Annotated in this window: 18 protein-coding genes and 1 pseudogene; 5 read left to right on the top strand and 14 right to left on the bottom strand. The window is 61.1% G+C overall.

The annotated features are described in order from the left end of the window. Nucleotides 1-126 precede the first annotated feature (126 nt). From AC07W4_RS18260 to AC07W4_RS18230, 7 genes are all read right to left on the bottom strand, one after another. Nucleotides 127-1,776, bottom strand: a complete 1,650-nt coding sequence (locus tag AC07W4_RS18260) for a BatD family protein (RefSeq protein ID WP_495033415.1) — start codon at nucleotides 1,774-1,776, stop codon at nucleotides 127-129. After that, the gene (locus AC07W4_RS18255; RefSeq protein ID WP_495033414.1) at nucleotides 1,773-3,512 is read right to left on the bottom strand and encodes a vWA domain-containing protein; all 1,740 of its coding nucleotides are present in this window, start codon (nucleotides 3,510-3,512) and stop codon (nucleotides 1,773-1,775) included. The genes AC07W4_RS18260 and AC07W4_RS18255 overlap by 4 nt, the downstream gene beginning before the upstream one ends. Next, complete coding sequence (locus tag AC07W4_RS18250; RefSeq protein WP_008049513.1) at nucleotides 3,509-4,591, bottom strand: vWA domain-containing protein; 1,083 nt, start codon at nucleotides 4,589-4,591, stop codon at nucleotides 3,509-3,511. Before AC07W4_RS18250 ends, AC07W4_RS18255 begins: the two co-directional genes overlap by 4 nt. Next, complete coding sequence (locus AC07W4_RS18245) at nucleotides 4,584-5,078, bottom strand: DUF4381 domain-containing protein (protein WP_008049512.1); 495 nt, start codon at nucleotides 5,076-5,078, stop codon at nucleotides 4,584-4,586. Before AC07W4_RS18245 ends, AC07W4_RS18250 begins: the two co-directional genes overlap by 8 nt. Then, complete coding sequence (locus AC07W4_RS18240) at nucleotides 5,075-6,019, bottom strand: DUF58 domain-containing protein (RefSeq protein WP_008049511.1); 945 nt, start codon at nucleotides 6,017-6,019, stop codon at nucleotides 5,075-5,077. Before AC07W4_RS18240 ends, AC07W4_RS18245 begins: the two co-directional genes overlap by 4 nt. Before the next feature lie 5 nt (nucleotides 6,020-6,024). Next, on the bottom strand, nucleotides 6,025-6,984 hold the full coding sequence (locus AC07W4_RS18235; protein WP_008049510.1) for an AAA family ATPase: 960 nt from the start codon (nucleotides 6,982-6,984) through the stop codon (nucleotides 6,025-6,027). Between the two features lie 285 nt (nucleotides 6,985-7,269). Beyond that, on the bottom strand, nucleotides 7,270-7,623 hold the full coding sequence (locus AC07W4_RS18230; protein WP_495033413.1) for a hypothetical protein: 354 nt from the start codon (nucleotides 7,621-7,623) through the stop codon (nucleotides 7,270-7,272). A gap of 514 nt (nucleotides 7,624-8,137) precedes the next feature. Between AC07W4_RS18230 and AC07W4_RS18225 the strand changes: the two genes are divergently transcribed. Further along, on the top strand, nucleotides 8,138-13,033 hold the full coding sequence (locus AC07W4_RS18225) for an NAD-glutamate dehydrogenase (protein ID WP_495033412.1): 4,896 nt from the start codon (nucleotides 8,138-8,140) through the stop codon (nucleotides 13,031-13,033). Between the two features lie 207 nt (nucleotides 13,034-13,240). Here the strand turns inward: AC07W4_RS18225 and AC07W4_RS18220 are convergent, their stop codons facing one another. The 4 genes from AC07W4_RS18220 to pdxR all read right to left on the bottom strand — a co-directional run bounded on the left by AC07W4_RS18220 (nucleotide 13,241) and on the right by pdxR (nucleotide 16,579). Then, nucleotides 13,241-13,948: an ATPase gene (locus AC07W4_RS18220; protein ID WP_495033411.1), complete on the bottom strand. Its 708-nt coding sequence runs from the start codon at nucleotides 13,946-13,948 to the stop codon at nucleotides 13,241-13,243. Nucleotides 13,949-14,176: 228 nt separating this feature from the next. Continuing rightward, on the bottom strand, nucleotides 14,177-14,587 hold the full coding sequence (locus AC07W4_RS18215) for a cupin domain-containing protein (protein ID WP_495033410.1): 411 nt from the start codon (nucleotides 14,585-14,587) through the stop codon (nucleotides 14,177-14,179). Nucleotides 14,588-14,728: 141 nt separating this feature from the next. Next, entirely contained in the window at nucleotides 14,729-15,022 is a 294-nt protein-coding gene (locus AC07W4_RS18210) for an antibiotic biosynthesis monooxygenase family protein (RefSeq protein ID WP_495033409.1), read from the bottom strand. Between the two features lie 123 nt (nucleotides 15,023-15,145). Next, on the bottom strand, nucleotides 15,146-16,579 hold the full coding sequence (gene pdxR, locus AC07W4_RS18205; RefSeq protein WP_495033408.1) for a MocR-like pyridoxine biosynthesis transcription factor PdxR: 1,434 nt from the start codon (nucleotides 16,577-16,579) through the stop codon (nucleotides 15,146-15,148). Between the two features lie 205 nt (nucleotides 16,580-16,784). On the opposite strand from pdxR, the gene AC07W4_RS18200 reads away from it, so the two are divergent. The 3 genes from AC07W4_RS18200 (at nucleotide 16,785) to AC07W4_RS18190 (ending at nucleotide 18,974) form a co-directional block, all read left to right on the top strand. After that, nucleotides 16,785-17,225, top strand: a complete 441-nt coding sequence (locus tag AC07W4_RS18200) for a carboxymuconolactone decarboxylase family protein (RefSeq protein ID WP_495033426.1) — start codon at nucleotides 16,785-16,787, stop codon at nucleotides 17,223-17,225. 73 nt (nucleotides 17,226-17,298) lie between these two features. Then, nucleotides 17,299-18,279, top strand: a complete 981-nt coding sequence (locus tag AC07W4_RS18195) for a LysR substrate-binding domain-containing protein (protein ID WP_495033407.1) — start codon at nucleotides 17,299-17,301, stop codon at nucleotides 18,277-18,279. Nucleotides 18,280-18,452: 173 nt separating this feature from the next. Then, nucleotides 18,453-18,974: a GNAT family N-acetyltransferase gene (locus AC07W4_RS18190; protein ID WP_495033406.1), complete on the top strand. Its 522-nt coding sequence runs from the start codon at nucleotides 18,453-18,455 to the stop codon at nucleotides 18,972-18,974. On the opposite strand, the pseudogene AC07W4_RS18185 reads toward AC07W4_RS18190, so the two are convergent. Beyond that, nucleotides 18,956-19,075 (bottom strand): annotated as a pseudogene (locus tag AC07W4_RS18185) (aspartate/glutamate racemase); the annotation flags it as partial. The gene AC07W4_RS18190 and the pseudogene AC07W4_RS18185 overlap by 19 nt on opposite strands. 151 nt (nucleotides 19,076-19,226) lie before the next feature. Between AC07W4_RS18185 and AC07W4_RS18180 the strand changes: the two are divergent. After that, nucleotides 19,227-19,721, top strand: coding sequence for a hypothetical protein (locus tag AC07W4_RS18180; RefSeq protein WP_495033405.1), 495 nt, complete (start codon nucleotides 19,227-19,229; stop codon nucleotides 19,719-19,721). 161 nt (nucleotides 19,722-19,882) lie between these two features. On the opposite strand, the gene AC07W4_RS18175 is transcribed toward AC07W4_RS18180, so the two are convergent. Then, nucleotides 19,883-20,104 carry a cbb3-type cytochrome c oxidase subunit 3 gene (locus AC07W4_RS18175; protein ID WP_495033404.1) on the bottom strand — a complete coding sequence of 74 codons (222 nt, stop codon included), beginning with the start codon at nucleotides 20,102-20,104 and terminating at the stop codon, nucleotides 19,883-19,885. Continuing rightward, nucleotides 20,104-21,531: a cytochrome-c oxidase, cbb3-type subunit I gene (ccoN, locus tag AC07W4_RS18170; protein WP_495033403.1), complete on the bottom strand. Its 1,428-nt coding sequence runs from the start codon at nucleotides 21,529-21,531 to the stop codon at nucleotides 20,104-20,106. Before ccoN ends, AC07W4_RS18175 begins: the two co-directional genes overlap by 1 nt. Nucleotides 21,532-21,812 lie beyond the last annotated feature (281 nt).

The raw sequence follows: 21,812 nt of genomic DNA, 5'->3' as shown, positions 1-21,812 counted from the left end.
CCCGATTAACTGTGGGAGCGAGCTTGCTCGCGAAAGCGTTGGCCCATGCAACAATGATGTGTCTGACACACCGCATTCGCGAGCAATCTCGCTCCCACAGGTTGTGCTCTTTGTCTCAAGGGTGAGTTATTTCGGGTAAAGCGGCGGCAACCCACTGTCACCTACCGGATCCTGCACCCGTTCGGCCATCGGGATCGCCTTGATCGCCCGCCACAACTCGTCACCTTGCCAGTACTGGCCGGTTTCGCTGTACAGCGCGCCGTTCAGGCCGTCGAGGGCGTTGGACAGTGGCACGAAGCGGGCGGCCATGTCGGCCAGGGTTTCCGGCTGTTGGCGGGCCCAGGCGTCGAGGGCCTGGCGGGTGGCGTGGGAATCGTTGGCCTGGCAGGCGCGCTTGAGGTCGTCGAGCACGGTACGGGGGCTCGGGCCGGTTTGCGCGACGCGTGCCACCGCCGGTTGCCAGCGGCCGCGCCACCAGAGGCCGAAGCCGAGCAGGGTGGTGCAGGCCAGGACCAAGGTGCTGAGCTTCCAGCGCCAGAGTGCTTCGCTGTCGGCGCCAGCGTCGATCGGTAAGGCACCGGCCGGTGTGTCGACCATCAGGCTCGGATTGGCCGCCACGTGCAGTGTGCGAGCCGGCAGGCTGCTGTGTTCCAGATGGTCTTCGAAGGTGTTCCACCAGACCACGTCGACAGTGGGCAGTTCGATGGCGCCGGTCCGTGTCGGTACCAGGGCCTCGCGGTCTTCACGGCTGCCGACCAGGCCGCGTTCGCTGATTTGGTTGCCGAGTACCGGTTGATCCGGGTAGCGGCGCAGGCCGCCGACATCGGTGCCGGGCAGCGGTGGCAGTTGGGTGCTGGACAAGCCTTCGGCCGTCACTGTCAGGCTGCGGGTCAGGGAATCACCGACCTGGGTATGATCCGGCTCCGGGTTCCAGTTTTCGCTCAGGGTCAGGCTGCGCGCAGGCAGCCAGGGGGCATCGGCCGGCCAAGTGATGGGTTTGGCCTTGACCGTCAACAGCAGTTCGGCCGAGGTGACGGGCATCTGCTTGCCGGATTTCGGCACTTGGGCCGCGTCCTGTGCTGGTTGCGCATCGACCAGCGCGGCGTTGAAGACCTGCGCCGGAATGATCAGTTCGCCGCTGTGTTGCGGGTAGATCGCATAACGCATTTCGATCACGCCATGGCGCTGGCCATCGATGTCTTTTTCGTAGGTGCGTGAGTCGCCCAATTGTTCGATGCGTGCATCAGGTATCTGCAACGGCGGCAGGCTGCTGTCGTCGTACAGCGACACCGAATGGTAAATGCGCAAGGTCAGGATCGCCTGGGCCTGTACGTACACGCTGGTTTGATCGAGGCTGGCATCGATGAATACCGGGGCCCGTTTGTCCGGGTTGTCCGGTGTTTCGCTCTCGACCACCTGCAGGGTGATCGGCTGGCTCTGCAGTTCGCCCAGTTGCAGTGGCGGAATCACCACGCTGCCGTTTTGCCGGGGCAGAAGGGTGACGATCCAGCGGGTGGTGGCCTGGTTTTCACCACTCAGGGTGTTCAACTGGTTGACCTGGCGTGTGCCGCGCACTTCGAACAATGGCTCCAGCGCTGTCAGATCGGGTTTGCCGAATTGAGTGACATCGCTGGATTCCAGGGTCAGCTCGACCGTCTCGCCCGAGCTCAGGCGACTGCGATCAACACTGGCGACCAGTTCTGCTGCGTGTGCCTGAACCATGCAGAACAACAGGCCATGCAGCAGCGCGAGCAATAAAACGGTGAAGCGGGTCATCGAGTTTCTTCCTGATCCTGATGTTGTTGCTGTTCGTACCAGAATTTGCGCCTGAGCAGCTCTCCCGGGTCATCCGGGATCTGCCGCAGCCACTGCTCCAGTGCCTGGCGCTGTTCACCTTCGATGCTGTCGGTGGCCGGGCGCAAGGGTGGTGTGGTGTGTTGTTCGTCACCCAGTTCGCTGCCCGGTACCTCGTTGGTCCCCGGTTTCGGCGGTCTGGTGGCTGGTTGCTCCTCACCCGGGCGGGTCGGTTGCCCCTCGGTTTTCGGTTCGCCGCTGCTCGAGGGCTGGGCGGCGGCACCGGGCGGTGGCTCCCGGGATTCGTCTTCGGGCCGGGCATTGCCGGCTTCGTCTGGCTCAGGAGCCGGTGGTGTGTTTTTCTCCTTGAGCAGACGTTCGACCAGCGCTTTGTTGGTCAGTGCCGGACGCAAATCCGGTTGACGTTCCAGAGCCTGCTCGTAAGCGTCCAGGGCCGCCTCAAGCTCCCCGAGTTTGGCCAGGGCATTGCCTCGATTGTAGTGGGCGTGGGCATCGTCGCCTTCGGCAAACCGCTCGGCGGCACCTGCGTAGTCGCCGGCCTCATAGAGTGCCACGCCTTGCCACTGATGGTTTTCGAAGCGTCGGGAGGCCTCCGCCGGGCGTTTCTGCTTGAGCAGGTGCAAACCTTGTTGATCAGGACGAAGCCAAAGGTCCGCGAGGTCAAAGGCGTAGCTCGGTTGAGGCAGCACCCATAGCAGCGGCAGGCACAGCAGCCAACCGCGACGTCCCGCGCAGGCCGCGAGCAGCAACAGCGGCAGCAGCAGCCAGTAACCCTGATCGGCCCAGGTGTCCAGGCGCAAGGTCTGACCGTCGTTGCGCAAGTGGCGTGGACCGTCGAGCAAGCCAAGGGCGTGCAGATCGCTATCGTCCAGGCGCGCCTGGCGATAGCGGCCATCCAGGTCGTTGGCAAAATTTTTCAAACCGGGCTCGTCGAGGCGCGGCACGAGGATTGCGCCTTGTTCATCCTTGAGGAAGCTGCCGTCCTCTTGGGTGATGGGCGAGCCTTCGGCGGTGCCGATGCCGAGCATCAGCAATTGAGTCGATTTGCCGATCAGCGCACGACGGATGCCCAGCCGCTCCTGGTCGGTCAGGGACGAACCGATCAGCAGGATCCGGCCGTCGCCCAAAGCAGCCTGATCGAGCAGCGCCAGGGCCTTGAGCACCGCCAGATCGGCGCGATGACCGGCCTCTGGCATCAACGACGGTTTCAGCGCATCCAACAGATTGCGGCTGGTGGAAAGGTCATCTGACAGCGGTACCAGCGTGTGGGCACTGCCGGCGTAAACAACGATGGCGGTTTGCGCGTCGCTGCGAATCTGCAGCAGGTCAAGCAGCTTGCGTCGTGCCTGTTCCAGTCGGTTGGGCGTGACGTCGGTGGCGAGCATTTCCGGGGTCAGCTCGAGAATCACCACCAGCGGATCGGCGGGCTTTTGACTGGTCTGCTCGACGCGCTGCCAGCTCGGACCCAACAGGGCGAGCACGGTCAACAGCCATGCCAGACCGAGGGCGATCCAGGGCAATTTACTGTCGCGACCACTGCCACCGCTGAGCAGTGCCGCGTGAAAGGCCGGTGGCAGGATCATCTGCCAGCGCCCGGCGCGCTTCTTGCGGTGCCAGAGTTGCCAGAGCAGCCAGCCAAGCACCGGCAGCAACAACAGCCACCAGGGGCGGAACCAGTAAGGCCACAGCGCACTCATCGGCGCCTCCGCAGGCGCAGGCGTTTGAGCCGTTGGCGCCAGTCGGGCAGCAATTGCGTTTGCAAAAACAGATCCTTGGTAACCAGGCGTTGCAAGGGGTTGTCCGGCCAGAGTACGGGGACCAGCAGCAACATGCTCAACCACAGCGCCAGGGCCAGTGGCCAGTGATACAAGGCTTGGGCCGGGCGGGCCTGGGTCGGTTGCTGGGCCACGGGTTCCAGTTGATCGAGGGTGTCCTTGATCGATTGCAGTTCCTTGCCATCGTGGGCGCGGAAATACTGGCCGCCGGTGGCTTCGGCGATGGCTTTGAGGGACGGCTCGTCGAGGTCCAGGCTCGGATTGACGCCGAGGAAGCCGACCGTGCCACTTTGCTCCGGATCGGCACCGATGCCGATCGGGTAGATTTTCACCCCTTCCTTGGCCGCCAGCCGCGCTGCGGTAAGCGGGTCGATTTCACCGCCATTGTTGGCGCCGTCGGTGACCAGGATCAGCACGCGGCTTGTTGCCGGGCGCGAGCGCAGGCGTTTGAGGGCAAGGCCGATGGCATCGCCGATGGCGGTGTTTTTGCCGGCAATACCGATGCGTGCTTCGTCGAGCCAGACGCGTACGGTGTGGCGGTCGAAGGTCAGCGGGGCTTGCAGGTAGGCCTGGCTACCGAACAGGATCAGGCCGACCCGGTCACCTTCGCGGCTTTCGAGGAAATCGCCGAGCAGGTGCTGGACCAACGCCAGTCGGCTCACTTCTTCGTTCTGCCACTGCATGTCAGGGAAGTCCATGGAACCGGAAACGTCCACGGCTACCAGCAAGTCACGGCCACTGGCGGCTATCGGCAAGGGTTCGCCGAGCCACTGCGGGCGCGCCGCCGCGACCAGCAGCAACAGCCACAGCACGATGAAGGGGGCTTGCTGGCGCCATGCCGGCAGGTTGGCCCGGGCGCGACGCCCGGCGAGGCCTTCCAGGTCGCTGAGGAAGCTGACCTTGAGCGCCGGTTCGCCACTGTCGGCTACCGGCAATACGATGCGCATCAGCCACGGCAGCGGCAACAGGGCGAATATCCACGGCCAGGCGAACTCAAACATGCTTGCGAATCCATGTGTCGACGGCCTGGGTCAGGCCGGCGATGGCCTTGTCGTCGAGTTTGCATTCGGGTTTGTAGGCGCCTTCGACCAGCACCATCCAGCGGGTCAACCCGGCCGCCGGGCAGCGGTTGTCGAGGAATGCCAGCCATTTGCGGCCGTTGAGGGTGTGGCTCTGGCTGTAGGGATAGTGGTTGCGGCACAGGCGCTTGAGTAAACCGTTGAGTTGCTGCAGCCAGGCACCGGCCGGCGCACCGTCGTAGGGTTTGGGCATCAAGGCCAGCTCTGCAAGGGCGGCCAGGCGCACCGGGTCCAGCGGTTGTTCAGCTCGCACCACCGGGCGTTTGCGTGGAATGAAGTGTCGCAGCTTCCACAGGCCCAACCCGATCAGTGGCACCAACAAAAGCAGCAACCACCAACCCGGTGCCGGAGGCCAGAATTCCACCGGTGGCGGGGATATCAGTGGTTGCAGTTGATCAAGGCCGCTCATCGACCTTTCCCCGAGTTCTGTGGGTTCAGGTACTCGCGCAATTGCTCGACCATCTCGCTCTGGGTGCTCAGGGGCATCAGCAGCACACGCAGTTTCTGCGCGAGCAGCTCCCAGCGAGCGATGCGTGCTTCGGCCTGGGCCCGGTAGGTCTGGCGCAGGTCGAAATTCAGCGTGTCGAGCTCCAGTTGCGCACCGCGCTCGGCGAAACGTAAAAGGCCGGCGGCGGGCAGGGCATGATCCAGCGGATCGGACAGCGGCAGCAGCAACAGGTCGCAATGGCGCGATAACAGGCTCAGCTGTTGCTCGGCACTGTCCGACAGGGCGCGTTCATCGCAGATCACGATCACCAGGCTGCCCGGGCGTGACACTTCCCGGGCGCGGCGCAGGGCGATACCGAAGGCGTCGCGGTCCGGTTCGCCTTCGGTGGTCAGCGACTGGTTGACCCGCACCAGCCGGTTGAGCAACTGCAACAGGCTTTGCTTGCTGCGCCGAGGCTTGATTTCGTAGTGCACATTGTCGCCATACACCAGGCCGCCGACCCGGTCGTTGTGCCCCAGGGCTGCCCAACCGATCAGGCTCGCGGCCTGGGCGGCGAGCACCGACTTGAACATCAGGCCCGAGCCGAAAAACAGCCGGCGGCTTTGTTCGACCATGATGAAAATCGGTCGCTCGCGTTCTTCGTGGAACAGCTTGGTGTGGGGTTCCTGGGTGCGCGCGGTCACACGCCAGTCAATGGTGCGCACATCGTCGCCGGCCTGATAGACCCGCACCTGATCGAAGTCGACGCCACGTCCGCGCAATTTGGAATGGTGCAGGCCGATCAGCGGGCTGCGTTGGCTCGGCGTGGAAAACAGCTGCACTTCGCGCACGCGATGGCGCATCTCGATCAGGTCGGCGAGGCTGACACGGATGCCCGGCTCGGGCGGCAGGCTGGCGTTCATCAGGGTCAAGCGACGGCTACGACGTCGAGAATCCGCTGGACCACCCGGTCCTGATCGATGCCGGCGGCTTCGGCTTCAAAGGACAAAATGATGCGATGGCGCAGCACGTCGAACAACACGGCCTGGATATCTTCGGGGCTGACGAAGTCGCGTCCGGCCAGCCAGGCGTGGGCGCGGGCGCAGCGGTCCAGGGCAATCGAACCGCGCGGGCTGGCGCCGTAGGCGATCCACTCGGCCATCTCTGGATCGAACTTGGCCGGGGTGCGGGTGGCCATGACCAGTTGCACCAGGTATTCCTCCACGGCGTCGGCCATGTACAGACCGAGGATTTCCTTGCGTGCGACAAAAATCGTCTGTTGAGTCACCCGACGCTCAGGCTTCGCTTCGCCGTTGAGCGCTTCACCGCGGGCCTGTTGCAGGATCTTGCGTTCAACCGTCGCGTCCGGGAAACCGATCTTCACGTGCATCAGGAAGCGGTCGAGCTGGGCTTCCGGCAGCGGGTAGGTGCCTTCCTGCTCGATCGGGTTCTGCGTGGCCATCACCAGAAACAGCGGCGACAGCTCATAGGTGCTGCGCCCGACACTGACCTGCCGCTCGCCCATGGCTTCGAGCAAGGCCGACTGGACCTTGGCCGGGGCGCGGTTGATTTCGTCCGCCAATACCAGGTTGTGGAAGATCGGGCCTTGCTGGAACACGAAACTGCCGGTTTCCGGGCGGTAGATTTCCGTGCCGGTAATGTCGGCCGGCAACAGGTCGGGGGTGAACTGGATGCGGTGGAACTGAGCTTCGATGCCTTCGGCAAGTTCTTTGATGGCCTTGGTCTTGGCCAGGCCAGGAGCCCCCTCGACCAGCATGTGGCCGTCGGCGAGCAGGGCGATGAGCAAGCGCTCGATGAGCTTTTCCTGGCCGAGAATCTGCGTTGAAAGAAAGGTTCGCAGCGCCAGCAGCGCTTCACGATGTTCCATCGATGACTGTTCCTGCAAAAGGGTGGCCGAGGACGTTCGAAAGACGCCAGGGCTGGGGGCGTTACTTTAATCCATCGCGGGGGGCGCCGACTAACGGCATTTTGCGCAATGTGCAGGAAATGGTTGGCAATCGTTGTAGGAACTTTCTACAGGTTGCAGGCTGGTGGTGTTCTTTCGGGTCTCTTCGCGAGCAAGCCCGCTCCCACAGTCGACCGCGTTATTCCGGCAAGAATGCGATCAAATGTGGGAGCGGGCTTGCTCGCGAAGGCGCCCGCTCAGGCACCATCAAATCTGGCTGATATAGGTGCCAGTACCTTTGAGAATGTTCTGCAGGGTTTCTTCCACTTCAGCCAGATCCGTCATGTCGGCATCAAAAGTGATCTCCAGCACATCATCCCCATTGAGCGCATCGGCATCGGCAGCCGCAATTTCGATCTTCAGCAGGGAAGGGCTCAGGGTGACTTTCACGCCATCCAGGGTCGAAGGTTCGCCGTCGAGGGTGATTTCCAGCTCGTCTTCATCCGGGTAGCGGCTCATCAGGAACATTTCGCCCTGGTCGCTATGGCAGCAGAGCATGGCCATGTTGTCTTCTTCGTCGTCGCAAGGGTTGACGATCAAGAGGGCGGTTTTCATTTTCATGGGAAATTCCTGGCTCGACGGGCGTGGTAAACGCAGTAAAGGGCGATTCTGCCAGCCCGCGCACATTTCTGCTCGTCCGGGTGTCAGAGGATGAGTTGTGACCGAGCAAAGTGTTGCTGGTCATTTCTGGTACGGATGTCCCGTAAAACCGGACGGAAAACCGTCATTTTCCTGTACGAATGCTAGTGTTGTTCGATACGCCGCCCTCAAGCTGCGTGCCGTTGACCGAATATGTCGCAGCACCGCAAGCACGGGCCTTGCCGCACTCGTTAAGCTGCGCAACGGATGAGCACCCGTAAAGACATTGCGCTGCACGCAGCCCAGTCGTTTTTGCAGATGCCCATTCACGGAAGGTGAATGTGACCTGAGTGTCTCGTCCAGCTTCACCCACCTGTCACCCTGTTTCCTCTGCCCGAGAATCAGGAGCCGGGTGACGGCTAGCTTTGAAACGTAGCCCCGAAAGGGGTTTCGCGCGACGCTTTCATCAATAACAAGCCCAAGCGGAGTACCACAGATGGCGTTCTTCACCGCAGCCAGCAAAGCCGACTTCCAGCACCAACTGCAAGCGGCACTGGCGCAGCACATCAGTGAACAGGCACTGCCACAAGTGGCGCTGTTCGCTGAACAATTCTTCGGCATCATTTCCCTTGACGAGCTGACCCAGCGTCGGTTGTCCGACCTTGCTGGCTGCACGCTTTCTGCATGGCGCCTGCTTGAGCGCTTCGATCACGCGCAACCGCAAGTGCGCGTCTTCAACCCCGATTACGAACGCCACGGCTGGCAGTCGACCCACACGGCGGTCGAAGTGCTGCACCACGACCTGCCATTCCTGGTGGACTCGGTGCGTACCGAGCTGAACCGCCGCGGTTACAGCATCCATACCCTGCAAACCACCGTGCTCAGCGTGCGTCGTGGCAGCAAGGGCGAGTTGCTGGAAATCCTGCCCAAGGGCACCCAGGGCGACGACATTCAGCAAGAATCGCTGATGTACCTGGAAATCGACCGCTGCGCCAACACCGCCGAGCTCAATGTCCTGAGCAAAGAGCTGGAGCAGGTGCTCGGTGAAGTCCGCGTGGCCGTCGGCGATTTCGAGCCGATGAAGGCCAAGGTCCAGGAGATCCTGACCAAGCTGGACAACAGCCAGTTCGCCGTCGATGGCGACGAGAAAAACGAAATCAAGAGCTTCCTGGAATGGCTGGTGGGCAACCACTTCACCTTCCTCGGTTATGAAGAGTTCGTGGTCAGCGATGAAGCCGATGGCGGCCACATCGTCTACGACAAGGATTCCTTCCTCGGCCTGACCAAGCTGCTGCGTGCCGGCCTGACCTACGATGACCTGCGCATCGAAGACTACGCCGTGAACTACCTGCGCGAACCGACCCTGCTGTCGTTCGCCAAGGCTTCGCACCCAAGCCGTGTCCACCGTCCGGCTTACCCGGATTTCGTGTCGATCCGTGAAGTTGACGCCAACGGCAAGGTCATCAAGGAATGCCGTTTCATGGGCCTGTACACCTCGTCGGTGTATGGCGAGAGCGTGCGGGTGATCCCGTACATCCGCCGCAAGGTCGAGGAAATCGAACACCGCTCCGGCTTCCAGGCCAAGGCTCACCTGGGCAAGGAACTGGCGCAGGTGCTCGAAGTGCTGCCGCGCGACGATCTGTTCCAGACCCCGGTGGACGAACTGTTCAGCACCGTGATGTCGATCGTGCAGATCCAGGAGCGCAACAAGATTCGCGTGTTCCTGCGCAAAGACCCGTACGGCCGTTTCTGCTACTGCCTGGCCTACGTGCCGCGTGACATCTACTCCACCGAAGTGCGCCAGAAGATCCAGCAAGTGCTGATGGATCGCCTGAAAGCGACCGACTGCGAGTTCTGGACCTTCTTCTCCGAGTCCGTGCTGGCCCGCGTGCAGCTGATCCTGCGCGTCGACCCGAAAAACCGCCTCGACATCGACCCGCTGCTGCTGGAAAAAGAAGTGGTGCAGGCCTGCCGCAGCTGGCAGGACGACTACGCCGCACTGACCGTCGAGAGCTTCGGTGAAGCCCAGGGCACCAACGTGCTGGCCGATTTCCCGAAAGGCTTCCCGGCCGGTTACCGCGAGCGTTTCGCCGCGCATTCCGCTGTGGTCGACATGCAGCATCTGTTGAGCCTGAGCGACAAGAACCCGCTGGTGATGAGCTTCTATCAGCCGCTGGGCCAGGTCGCCGGTCAGCGCCAGCTGCATTGCAAGCTGTACCACGCCGATACGCCGCTGGCACTGTCCGACGTCCTGCCGATCCTGGAAAACCTCGGTCTGCGCGTGCTGGGCGAGTTCCCGTATCACCTGCGTCACAGCAATGGTCGCGAATTCTGGATTCATGACTTCGCGTTCACCGCCGCCGAAGGCCTGGAACTCGACATCCAGCAACTCAACGACACGCTGCAGGACGCATTCGTCCACATCGTGCGTGGCGAAGCCGAGAACGACGCGTTCAACCGTCTGGTGCTGACCGCCGGCCTGCCATGGCGCGACGTCGCGTTGCTGCGTGCCTACGCCCGCTACATGAAGCAGATTCGTCTGGGCTTCGACCTGGGCTACATCGCCAGCACCCTGAACAACCACACTGACATCGCTCGCGAGTTGACCCGGTTGTTCAAGACCCGCTTCTACCTGGCGCGCAAGCTGACCGGCGACGATCTGGGAGACAAGCAGCAACGCCTGGAACACGCGATTCTCAGCGCCCTGGACGACGTCCAGGTACTGAACGAAGACCGCATCCTGCGTCGCTACCTGGACCTGATCAAGGCCACCCTGCGCACCAACTTCTACCAGACCGATGCCAACGGCCATAACAAGTCGTACTTCAGCTTCAAGTTCAACCCGCACTTGATCCCTGAACTGCCGAAGCCGGTACCGAAGTTCGAAATCTTCGTTTACTCGCCGCGGGTCGAAGGCGTGCACCTGCGCTTCGGCAACGTGGCCCGTGGCGGCCTGCGTTGGTCCGACCGTGAAGAAGACTTCCGTACCGAAGTCCTGGGCCTGGTAAAAGCCCAGCAAGTGAAGAACTCGGTGATCGTGCCGGTGGGTGCGAAGGGCGGCTTCCTGCCGCGTCGCCTGCCACTGGGCGGCAGCCGTGACGAGATCGCAGCCGAGGGCATCGCCTGCTACCGCATCTTCATTTCGGGCCTGTTGGACATCACCGACAACCTGAAGGACGGCGCCCTGGTGCCACCGGCCAACGTCGTGCGTCATGACCACGATGACCCGTACCTGGTCGTGGCCGCGGACAAGGGCACTGCGACCTTCTCCGACATCGCCAACGGCATCGCCATCGACTACGGCTTCTGGCTGGGTGACGCGTTTGCGTCCGGTGGTTCGGCCGGTTACGACCACAAGAAGATGGGCATCACCGCCAAGGGCGCGTGGGTTGGCGTTCAGCGCCACTTCCGCGAGCGCGGCATCAATGTCCAGGAAGACAGCATCACCGTAGTGGGTGTCGGCGACATGGCCGGTGACGTGTTCGGTAACGGCTTGCTGATGTCCGACAAGCTGCAACTGGTCGCGGCATTCAACCACCTGCACATCTTCATCGATCCGAACCCTGAGCCGGCGTCGAGCTTCGCCGAGCGTCAGCGCCTGTTCGACCTGCCGCGTTCGGCCTGGTCGGACTACGACACCAGCATCATGTCCGAAGGCGGCGGCATCTTCTCCCGTAGCGCGAAGAGCATTGCGATTTCCCCGCAAATGCAGGAACGCTTCGACATCTCGGCCGACAAGCTGACCCCGACCGAACTGCTCAACGCCTTGCTCAAGGCGCCGGTGGATCTGCTGTGGAACGGCGGTATCGGTACTTACGTCAAAGCCAGCAGCGAAAGCCACGCCGATGTCGGCGACAAGGCCAACGATGCACTGCGCGTGAACGGCAACGAACTGCGCTGCAAAGTCGTGGGCGAGGGCGGTAACCTGGGCATGACCCAACTGGGTCGCGTCGAGTTCGGCCTCAATGGCGGCGGCTCCAACACCGACTTCATCGACAATGCCGGTGGCGTGGACTGCTCCGACCACGAAGTGAACATCAAGATCCTGCTCAACGAAGTGGTTCAGGCCGGCGACATGACCGACAAGCAACGTAACCAGTTGCTGGCGAGCATGACCGACGAAGTCGGTGGCCTGGTGTTGGGCAACAACTACAAGCAGACTCAGGCCCTGTCGTTGGCAGCCCGCCGTGCATTGCCGCGGATTGCCGAATACAAGCGCCTGATGAACGATCTGGAAGGCCGCGGCAAGCTGGATCGCGCCATCGAGTTCCTGCCGGCCGAAGATGCAATCAACGAGCGCATTGCCGAAGGCCATGGCCTGACTCGTGCCGAGCTGTCGGTGCTGATCTCCTACAGCAAGATCGACCTCAAGGAGCAGTTGCTGGGCTCCCTGGTGCCGGACGACGACTACCTGACCCGTGACATGGAAACCGCTTTCCCGCCAACGCTGGTGAGCAAGTTCTCCGCGGCCATGCGCCGCCACCGTCTGAAGCGTGAAATCGTCAGCACCCAGATCGCCAACGATCTGGTGAACCACATGGGCATCACCTTCGTTCAACGACTCAAAGAGTCGACCGGCATGAGCCCGGCGAACGTAGCCGGCGCCTATGTGATCGTGCGTGACATTTTCCATCTCCCGCACTGGTTCCGTCAGATCGAAAACCTGGACTACCAGGTTTCGGCCGACGTTCAACTGGAGCTGATGGACGAGCTGATGCGCCTGGGCCGTCGCGCTACGCGCTGGTTCCTGCGTGCCCGTCGCAACGAGCAGAACGCTGCCCGTGACGTCGCGCACTTTGGTCCGCACTTGAAAGAGTTGGGCCTGAAGCTCGACGAGCTGCTCAGTGGCGAGATCCGTGAAACCTGGCAGCGCCGTTATCAGGCCTATGTCGAAGCCGGTGTGCCGGAGTTGCTGGCGCGTATGGTGGCGGGTACCTCGCACCTGTACACCCTGCTGCCGATCATCGAGGCTTCCGACGTGACCGGCCAGGATCCGGCTGAGGTGGCCAAGGCCTACTTCGCCGTGGGCAGCGCGCTGGACATCACCTGGTACATGCAACAGATCAGCGCTCTGCCGGTTGAAAACAACTGGCAGGCCCTGGCCCGTGAAGCGTTCCGCGATGACGTCGACTGGCAGCAACGCGCGATCACCATCTCGGTCCTGCAACAGGGCGACGGCACCCAGGACGTGGAAACACGGCTCTCCCTGTGGATGGCGCAGCACGAAAGCATGATCGAGCGCTGGCGTGTCATGCTGGTGGAAATCCGTGCCGCCAGCGGCACGGACTACGCCATGTACGCGGTGGCCAACCGCGAACTGCTGGACCTGGCGTTGAGCGGTCAAGCGGCAGTGCCTGCCGCTGTCGCCGCGGAGCTGGAACCGGCGGCCTGATCAGGCGTTGAATGAAAAAGCCCCGCATTGAAAGATGCGGGGCTTTTTTGTTTGAGTTTTTGTAGTGATCAGGAGGGCCTCATCGTCGGAACGCCGCCCGGACCAAGCCCGCTCCCACAGTGGATCAAGGTGCACACAAGTTGTGTGGACGACACAAAATCCTGTGGGAGCGGGCTTGCCCGCGAAGGGGATATAAGCACCCATTAATTATTTGAAGACTGAAGTTTTTTCAGCGTTCATCGATACATTACTTGTCGGGCTGGTCAGTAAATTACTGAGCGACTGGTCAAACTTTTGCAACGCCCGAACTTGTACATTCTGTTGTTCATTAATATCGGCCACTATCTCTTCACTGCGTTTGTAGTCAGCCCAGACCGGACTAAGTGCCTTGGCATCATGGCCTTGTGCAGTTCCGATGTAGTTGAAGTTCTTGTCGTAAAAGTCCGCACTGACATCCGCCTGTATATCCGAACTACGCGACGTTATCAGTTGACTACGGGTGTCGACCACCGCCATCACATCCGGTTTTGCCGCCCTGAGGCTCTGCATGTCCGGATACACCGTAACCGAGCCGAATTGCCGCTGCAGGGAGGCCTTGACCCAATCCACCGCCAGGTCTGGCCTGGAAGTGGCTACGTAGGCGTCATGAATCGGCTGCACCAGCAGGCTCTGACCGAAACCGGTGCCGGCGTTGGCCTGGTAGTCCCGCAGATAGGCACGGTTCGTCTGGGTATTCTGGCTGTAGACGATTCCCAGCGAGACATCGCTGCCGTTGGTAATCAGGGTGGCACCGCTGCGGCCTACCGGTTCGGTGAAAATGCCATTGAGCGAAGAGACCGCCGTGGGCGCGGTAGGGATCGAGCAACCGGTTAAGACAACCGTTATGGTCAGCGTACTGACAAGTGCGAGTTTCATGGTGTTTCTCCAGTGAAACAAATCAGTCGAAAGTTGAAGTTGCCGGTGCTGTGCCGGCGGTGACTCAAGACTAAACCCTGGATGTTTTATTTAAATAGCCAATCTCCGTACTTATGCAACGGCCAATAGTTTTGTTTGGTTTAACAGTCTGTGGTTAATTGCCTCGGGAAATAAAAAGGCCCGAATTTGCCATTCGAGCCTTTTTATTTATAGCTGTACGTTCAGCCATCAGTTTTCCAATGGGATCAACACTTTCTCGTCGGGGGCCAATACCATGAACACCAACAGCTTCGCCGGCTTGGTTGTACTGGCGTTTTTCGAGACCAAGTGTTCCGAACCTGCGGGTTCGTACCAGTACTCACCGGCCTTGTAGGTGACCGCTTTTTCGCCTTTCACCTGAGAAGTGATCGACCCGGAAAGCACATAGGCCATGGCCGTGCCATCGTGCTTGTGGGCAATGGACGATTGGCCTGGCTGGTAGTCAACCTCGATCATCAAAGCCTTTTTGCCCGGGGCATTTTTCAGCATCTGGTCCTGTAAAACGGTGACCTTTTCCGAAGAGTCATGGGCAAAGGCCGATGCGGACACAGTCAGGGCCAGGGCGGCGAGGGAGGCTGCACAGAAACGCAACATGTTCATGGTTCTTTACCTGTGGTGGTTAGTTGTTGCAAACCACAGTAGTGCGCAAGCGGTAGCGGTTAAACAGCCAATATTCCGGAAGGCGAGGGGACCAAAGCAAAGATCGCAGCCCGTGTTGGAGCTGCCGCAGGCTGCGATCTTTCAGACGATCGGAAAACTGTTGAAGTCCACGGCATTGGCCAGTTGGCTATCGATCAGGCTGATGAAGCCCTGGACTTCGGGGCAGTTGAAATGCGATCGCATGGCCGCTTCCGATTGCCAGTGGGCGCTGACGGTCCAGCGATTGGTGTCCTCGGGGCAGCGGTCGACCATATAGGAATCGCAGCCGGGAAGTTCACGCAGGGTTTCGACAATCTTCTGCAATTGCCTGCCCAGTTCATCCGAGCGGCCGGCGGCGGCCTGTACCTGTACGGTATTGATCACTTCATGGGACATTGCTCACACTCCTGAATCAGGCCGGACGAATCCTGCTCATTGAGGGATAACGCCTATGCAGGATAGGCCTGCACCCCGGGACCGCCAATAGCCAATCGCCGGATAAAGACGCAGGCCAATCCGTCAGGCCACCTGTTGCAGGATGTCGCGCAAACGGTCCAGGGCGATGTCGATGTCGAGGGTTTCGATGGCGCCAAAACCGAACCAAAGTCCGGCCCTGGGCGCTTGCTGATAGAAAAAGCTGTCGATGGCATAGAGCCCGACTTCGACTTTTTTCGCCAGTTCGATCACTAATGGAATATCCAGCGGCACTTTGCACATCACCGCCATGTGGAAGCCGGCAGTGGTCGGCACGGCCTCCAGCCAGGGCGATAGGTCGCCGGCCATGCGCGCCAGGATCCGCTCACGGCGGCCGGCATAGATCGTATGGCAGCGCCGAATGTGCTTGAGCAGGCAGCCTTCGGCGATGAACTTGGCCAGCGCCCATTGCGGCAGGGTCGAGGTGTGCAGGTCGGTGAGCTGCTTGGCGCGCACCACGGCCTCAAGGATCGCCGGTGGCAAAATCCCATAGCCCAGGCGCAGTTCGGGCAGCAGGGTTTTGGAAAAAGTCCCGACGTACGCGACGACTCCGCGTTCATCCATGCTTTGCAGGGAATCGGTGGGACGGCCCTCGTAGCGGAACTCGCTGTCGTAGTCGTCTTCGATGATGATCGCGCCCAACTCGTGGGCCTTGGCCAGCAGTGCCACCCGGCGCGCCTGGCTCATCGGCATGCCCAGCGGGAACTGGTGCGAAGGGGTGACGTAGATCAGGCGCGTGCCGTGCGGGATTTTGTCCACCACGATGCCTTCGGCGTCCACCGGCACGCCGATCACCGTCGCGCCATGGGTGCCGAACAGCAGGCGCGCCGGCGGGTAGCCGGGGTCCTCCACAGCGACCAGGCTGCCCGGACTGATCAGCACCCGGGCGATCAGGTCCAGCGCCTGCTGCGCGCCGTTGCACACCACCACATCCTCATCCTGGCAGTTGACCCCGCGGGAGAACGCGATGTGCCGCGCAATGGCGTTGCGCAAGGCCGGCAGGCCCTCTGGCAAACTGTAGAAGCCCTTGGAACCGGCAATCTGGCGCAGTGCATGGGAGGTGCAGCGCCGCCAGTCATCCTGGGGGAACTGGCCCTTGCTGGTCGCACCACCGATGAAGTCGTAGCGTAGCGAGCCTTCCAGGGTCGGGTGACGCAGAAACACCGGCAGGTTGCGCCAGGATTCGATCACCTCGAAACCGGCGAGCTCGCAATGGCTCTGTTTACGCTGCACCTTTGAGGTGCGCGCGTTGACGTAGGTGCCTTTGCCGACCACTCCGGTGAGGAAGTTTTCGTAGGTCAGCTGAGCGTAGGTATCGGATATGGTCTTGCGCGAAATACCCAATTGTTCGGCCAGCAAACGACTGGGCGGCAGCTGCGTCCCGGCGGCCAGGCGACCGGACTCGATGGCGCTGCGCAGTTGGTTGTACAGCTGGCCGGCCAGGTCCTTGCGACCGTTGATGACAACATGTAGTTCCATACCGGCGAGGCTCCGGGGCGATTGAGGCGCGTGTGCGTCGCGCAAGATTACCCTTATCCGCCGGTGGTGCAGAAGTTGTGCGGTGGAAAAACCGTCAATTGGTCTGGTGGCGGTGGTCCACGGGGAAATCGCCGAATTGGATCTGTCATGCCCCCGCGCCAGCGGCTACCGTGAAGATTACCTCACGGCTGCACGAGATCGTTCCATGAACCCCCGTCTGGATTACTACAGCGCGTCTCCTAAGGCGATGAAAGCCATGATCGCCATGGAGGCCCTGACCAGCAGCCTGAGCATCGAGCTGGGCCTGCTGCACCTGATCAAGATTCGCGCATCGCAGCTTAACGGCTGTGCCTTTTGCACCGACATGCACTCGGTGGATGCCAGACGCCTGGGCGAAAGCGATCGGCGCCTGTATTCCATCGTGGTCTGGCGTGACAGTAACTTTTTCAATCCGCGGGAAAGAGCCGCGCTGGCCTGGACCGAGGCGGTCACCTTACTCTCCGAAAGCCACGTGCCGGACGATGTCTACGCGCAAACCCGGGAGCAGTTCAGTGAAAGCGAAATGGTCGACTTGACCATTGCCGTCACCACCATCAACAGCTGGAATCGCCTGGCCGTGAGCTTTCGGCAAACACCCAGCGCCTGAGTCATTTTCACAGCAGGTTCATGAATGATCCGCAGGATGCAACTGTCATTGCAAGGTCGACAGGGAGTCCTCGATGTCAGTCATGGAAACCAGCGCCCACCAGGGGGCTGCCGAGTATCGTATAGCCATCGATAAAAATGCGTCATGGCGCCAGTTGGCTGCAGGGCTCGACCCCGAACTGGCGCTGTGTTTCACCGTCAGTGCCCGTTGCGGTTGTTTCATGCAGGCCGCCCGCAGTCTCAACATCAAGGCCACCCGCCTGCGCAGGCAATTGGTGCTGCTGGAAACGCAGCTGCAGTGTTCGCTGTTCAACCATTCAGACAATGGCTTGAGCCTCAGCCGCGATGGCTTGCGCTTGCACGCACAATTGATAGCCCTGGCCCATGAGCGCAACTTGCCGGTGATCGAGCAGCCGTTGATTCGGCTGGCCGTGGCGGACTCGATCCTGCGTGACGTTCTCGGTCGCGACCTGGTTGCGCTGCTGCGGCGCAACGCCAGTGTGCGACTGGACATCATGACCCTGGACAGCGAATTGTCATTGCAGGCAGTCAGCGCCGACGTGGTGGTGTGGCTGGGCGAGACCGGCTCGCCGTTACCGGGGCCGAGCTTTGCCACCACAGAACCCCGGCGACTGGCGCAGCTCGATTACCTGCCGCACATTGCCAAGCGCTATTCGCGGGTTGCCTCCAGGCCGGAACGCCTGGATGACCTGGCAGATTTTCTCCTGGTGCAATGGCGGCAGGATGGCCATGTCGAAAGCTTCCGGCCATGGAATGCACTGGTGGATGAACGCCTGGCCGGAGCGGTGCAACTGCAATCCTGGGAGCTGATGCTGGAGATGATCCGTTGCAGTGCCTGCATCGGCCTGTTGCCGCACTACATGAGCCACTTAGACCGCGGGCTGATTGCCTTGCCGGACCTGTTTGACCAGCCGATGCGGCGTCAGGTGTGGATGGCGGTCAACGCCGATTCCGGGAACGACGCGCCGGTACGGATGATCGTCGAATTGATTGAAAACACCTTCAGCGAGCGCCGGGAGTGGTTCCAAAGCTGAGCGCGATGAAATTGTGGGAGCGGGCTTGCTCGCGAAAGCGGTTGACCAGACACCTTCAACGTTGGATGTGATGGCGCCTTCGCGAGCAAGCCCGCTCCCACATTGGTTCTCGCCATGCTGGAAGGAAGCGTTATAGAGTGAACGGCCATGTCTGCTTCAAGGATGATTCACCCATGCCAGCCACTGATCCCGTCATCACCCTCGAACGCTTCAACGAATCCCATATCGAAGGCATTACGGCGCTGTACAACGATCCTGCAATAGCCCGTCAAACCCTGCAAATGCCGTTTCAGTCCACCGAACTCTGGCGCAGTCGCCTGGCGCTGGATAACGAACGCCTGGTGAAACTGGTGGCCCTGCATCAAGGTACGGTCATCGGCAATATTGGCCTGGAGCAGTTCTCACGCATTCGTCGCAGCCATGCCGGCAGTTTCGGCATGGGCGTTGCGGTGGCGTGGCAGGGCAAGGGCGTGGGCTCCAGGCTGCTCACTACGGCGCTGGATATCGCCGACAACTGGATGAACCTGCAGCGCGTCGAGCTTTCGGTGTACGCCGACAACGAAGCGGCCATTGCGCTGTATCGCAAGTTCGGTTTCGAATCCGAAGGCCTGTTGCGTGATTACGCCGTACGCGACGGCGTGCTGGTGGACACCTTGAGCATGGCGCGCCTGCGTCGCATGCCCAAGGTCGGCTGAGTCACTCGCCCAGGGCGCTCGCGTACCTGCTGGTTGATCAGGCGGTAATACTCGGCGCTGGACTCCCGGCTCATGCCGCCGATCAGGCCGATGGTGCGCATATCGTGCTCCGTTTGTCAGGTGAAGTGCGCACCTGCAGTGCCCGCGATTACGTGACGGTGCAAACTGTCGTCAGGTATTAGTCGTACGCAGCGTGCGCGCATCTGCCATGCTCGAAGTCCGCAATACCGCTCCAACCAAAGGAACACCGCAATGGACGACGTACGGCAACTGGGCGAGATGCTTCGCCACTACGCAGAAAGTGAAGCGCACAAGAAACAAGTGTTTGAGGCGCAATCGGCCGAGTGGGCGACGCGCATCGGCGATTTGTTCGATCAGATCCAGCAATGGCTGGAGCCGGTGCTGGCGCCGAATCTGCTGGAGGTGACACGTGAAGCCTATGTTGCGTTCGGGCCGAGCGTGCCGGTCGAGACGTCGACGTTCAAGACCGAGAAACTGTCCATAGCGATTGCCGGAAAACCGGTGGAGTTCGTGCCGGATGTGATGGGCGCCGGTGGGCAGATTTCCCTGGCAGTGATGGGCTTTACCGCTGCGCGCTATGGCAGCGTTTCGCTGGTGTGCATGCCGCCGTCTAACGCCTGGCAGTGGCGCAAGACCAATGGCTTGAAGGACCCGGATACCTTTGCGTTCGATGCGGATTTTCTGGCGCAGCAGCTACAGGTTTTGATCCCCCGGGATCGTGTCTGACGGGTTAGAGTTTTGTGAACAGTAAATAACCCATGTGGGAGCGGGCTTGCTCGCGAAGGGGACCTGTCAGTCGACAATGATGTTGAATGCCGATCCGCCTTCGCGAGCAAGTCGGATCGCCGCACCGCCGCACCGCCGCTCCCACAGTGATCGGTGTTGCATCAGATATCGATGTTTCCCCAGCCCGGCTTCACCTCTTCGGGCGCCACTGCATTGATGGTCTTCCCGGTAGCCACCTCCACCCGTCGCGCCACCTCCGGGTCGTCGGCAAACGGGATCAGGCTGGCGTCGTCGAGGCTCTTGGTAGTCTGGTGGCGCAGGCAGTATTCGATGGCGAACCACAGAAACGCCATACCCAGCAGGTTCAGCACGACTTCAGTCATCAGGCTGTCTGCGCCTCACGTTCCACCATCACCACGTTCGATACCCGCACCGTGCGCCACACGTTGTAGGCCATCAGCAACATGCCCGTGAGGAAGAACACGCCGCCGGCGAAGCGCACCACAAACCCCGGATGGCTGGCCTGCAGGGCTTCGACGAACGAGTAGGTCAAGGTGCCGTCGTCGTTGATTGCACGCCACATCAAGCCCTGGGTGATGCCGTTGACCCACATCGAGGCGATGTACAGCACAGTACCGATGGTGGCGAGCCAGAAGTGCAGGTTGATCAGCGGCGTGCTGTGCATCTGCTCACGGCCGAAGATTTTCGGCACCATGTGGTATGTCGCACCGAAGGTGATCATCGCCACCCAGCCGAGGGCGCCGGCGTGTACATGGCCGATGGTCCAGTCGGTGTAGTGGGAGAGGGCGTTGACCGTCTTGATCGCCATCATCGGCCCTTCGAAGGTCGACATGCCGTAGAACGCCAGGGACAGCACCAGAAAACGCAGGATCGGGTCGGTGCGCAATTTATGCCACGCGCCCGACAGCGTCATCATGCCGTTGATCATGCCGCCCCAGCTCGGCGCCAGCAGGATCAGCGACATGGCCATGCCCAGCGACTGCGCCCAGTCCGGCAGCGCGGTGTAGTGCAAGTGGTGCGGACCGGCCCAGATGTACAGGGTGATCAGCGCCCAGAAATGCACGATCGACAAGCGATAGGAATACACCGGCCGACCGGCCTGTTTCGGCACGAAGTAATACATCATGCCGAGGAAACCGGTGGTCAGGAAAAAGCCCACGGCGTTGTGGCCGTACCACCACTGGACCATGGCGTCGGTAGCCCCGGAGTACACCGGGTAGGACTTGAACCAGCCCACCGGAATCGACAGGTGGTTGACCACGTGCAGCATCGCAATGACCACGATGAACGCACCGAAGAACCAGTTGCCGACATAGATGTGTCTGGTCTTGCGCTGCACCACGGTGGTGAAGAACACGATGGCATAAGCGACCCAGACCACGGTCATCCACACCGCGCCGGAGAACTCGATCTCGGCGTATTCCTTGGTGGTGGTATAGCCCAGCGGCAGGGTGATCAGCATCACCACAATGACCGACTGCCAGCCCCAGAAGGTGAAGGCGGCGAGTTTGTCCGAGAACAGTCGCGCCTGACAGGTGCGCTGCACCGCGTAATAACTGGCGGCGAATTGTGCGCTGCCGGCGAATCCGAAAATCACCAGGCTGGTGTGCAACGGGCGCAAACGACCGAAAGTGGTCCACGGCAGATCGAGGTTCATCTGCGGCCACACCAGTTGCGAGGCGATCCACACGCCCATCGCCATCCCGACGACGCCCCAGATCACGGTCGCCACGACGAATTGGCGCACGACCTTGTAGTTATAGGTCTGTCCGATAGTTGCTGTGCTCATGCTCAATGCTTCCACGGTTGCAATGCCGTGCACTGTAGAAATCCCGATGGAAACAAAACAGGCTCAGGAAACTTTCATTTATGCGGATCAGATTTGAGAGCAGCCTGCGGCCATCTCTCGCGTTCTGATACGGTTTTTATGTATTCAGGTGAATCTGTAAGGATCTGCGCCGCAAGTCCATAGTCATGCCACACAAGAGCCGCCATAACCCCACCGGCCGTAGCAGCTGCCGAGCAACGCGAGGCTGCGTTCGGCTGCGTAGCAGTCGTAAACCCTGCGAA

Source organism: Pseudomonas sp. GW821-FHT02A08, from assembly GCF_059422045.1.
This window is presented reverse-complemented; position numbering and strand designations above follow the sequence as displayed.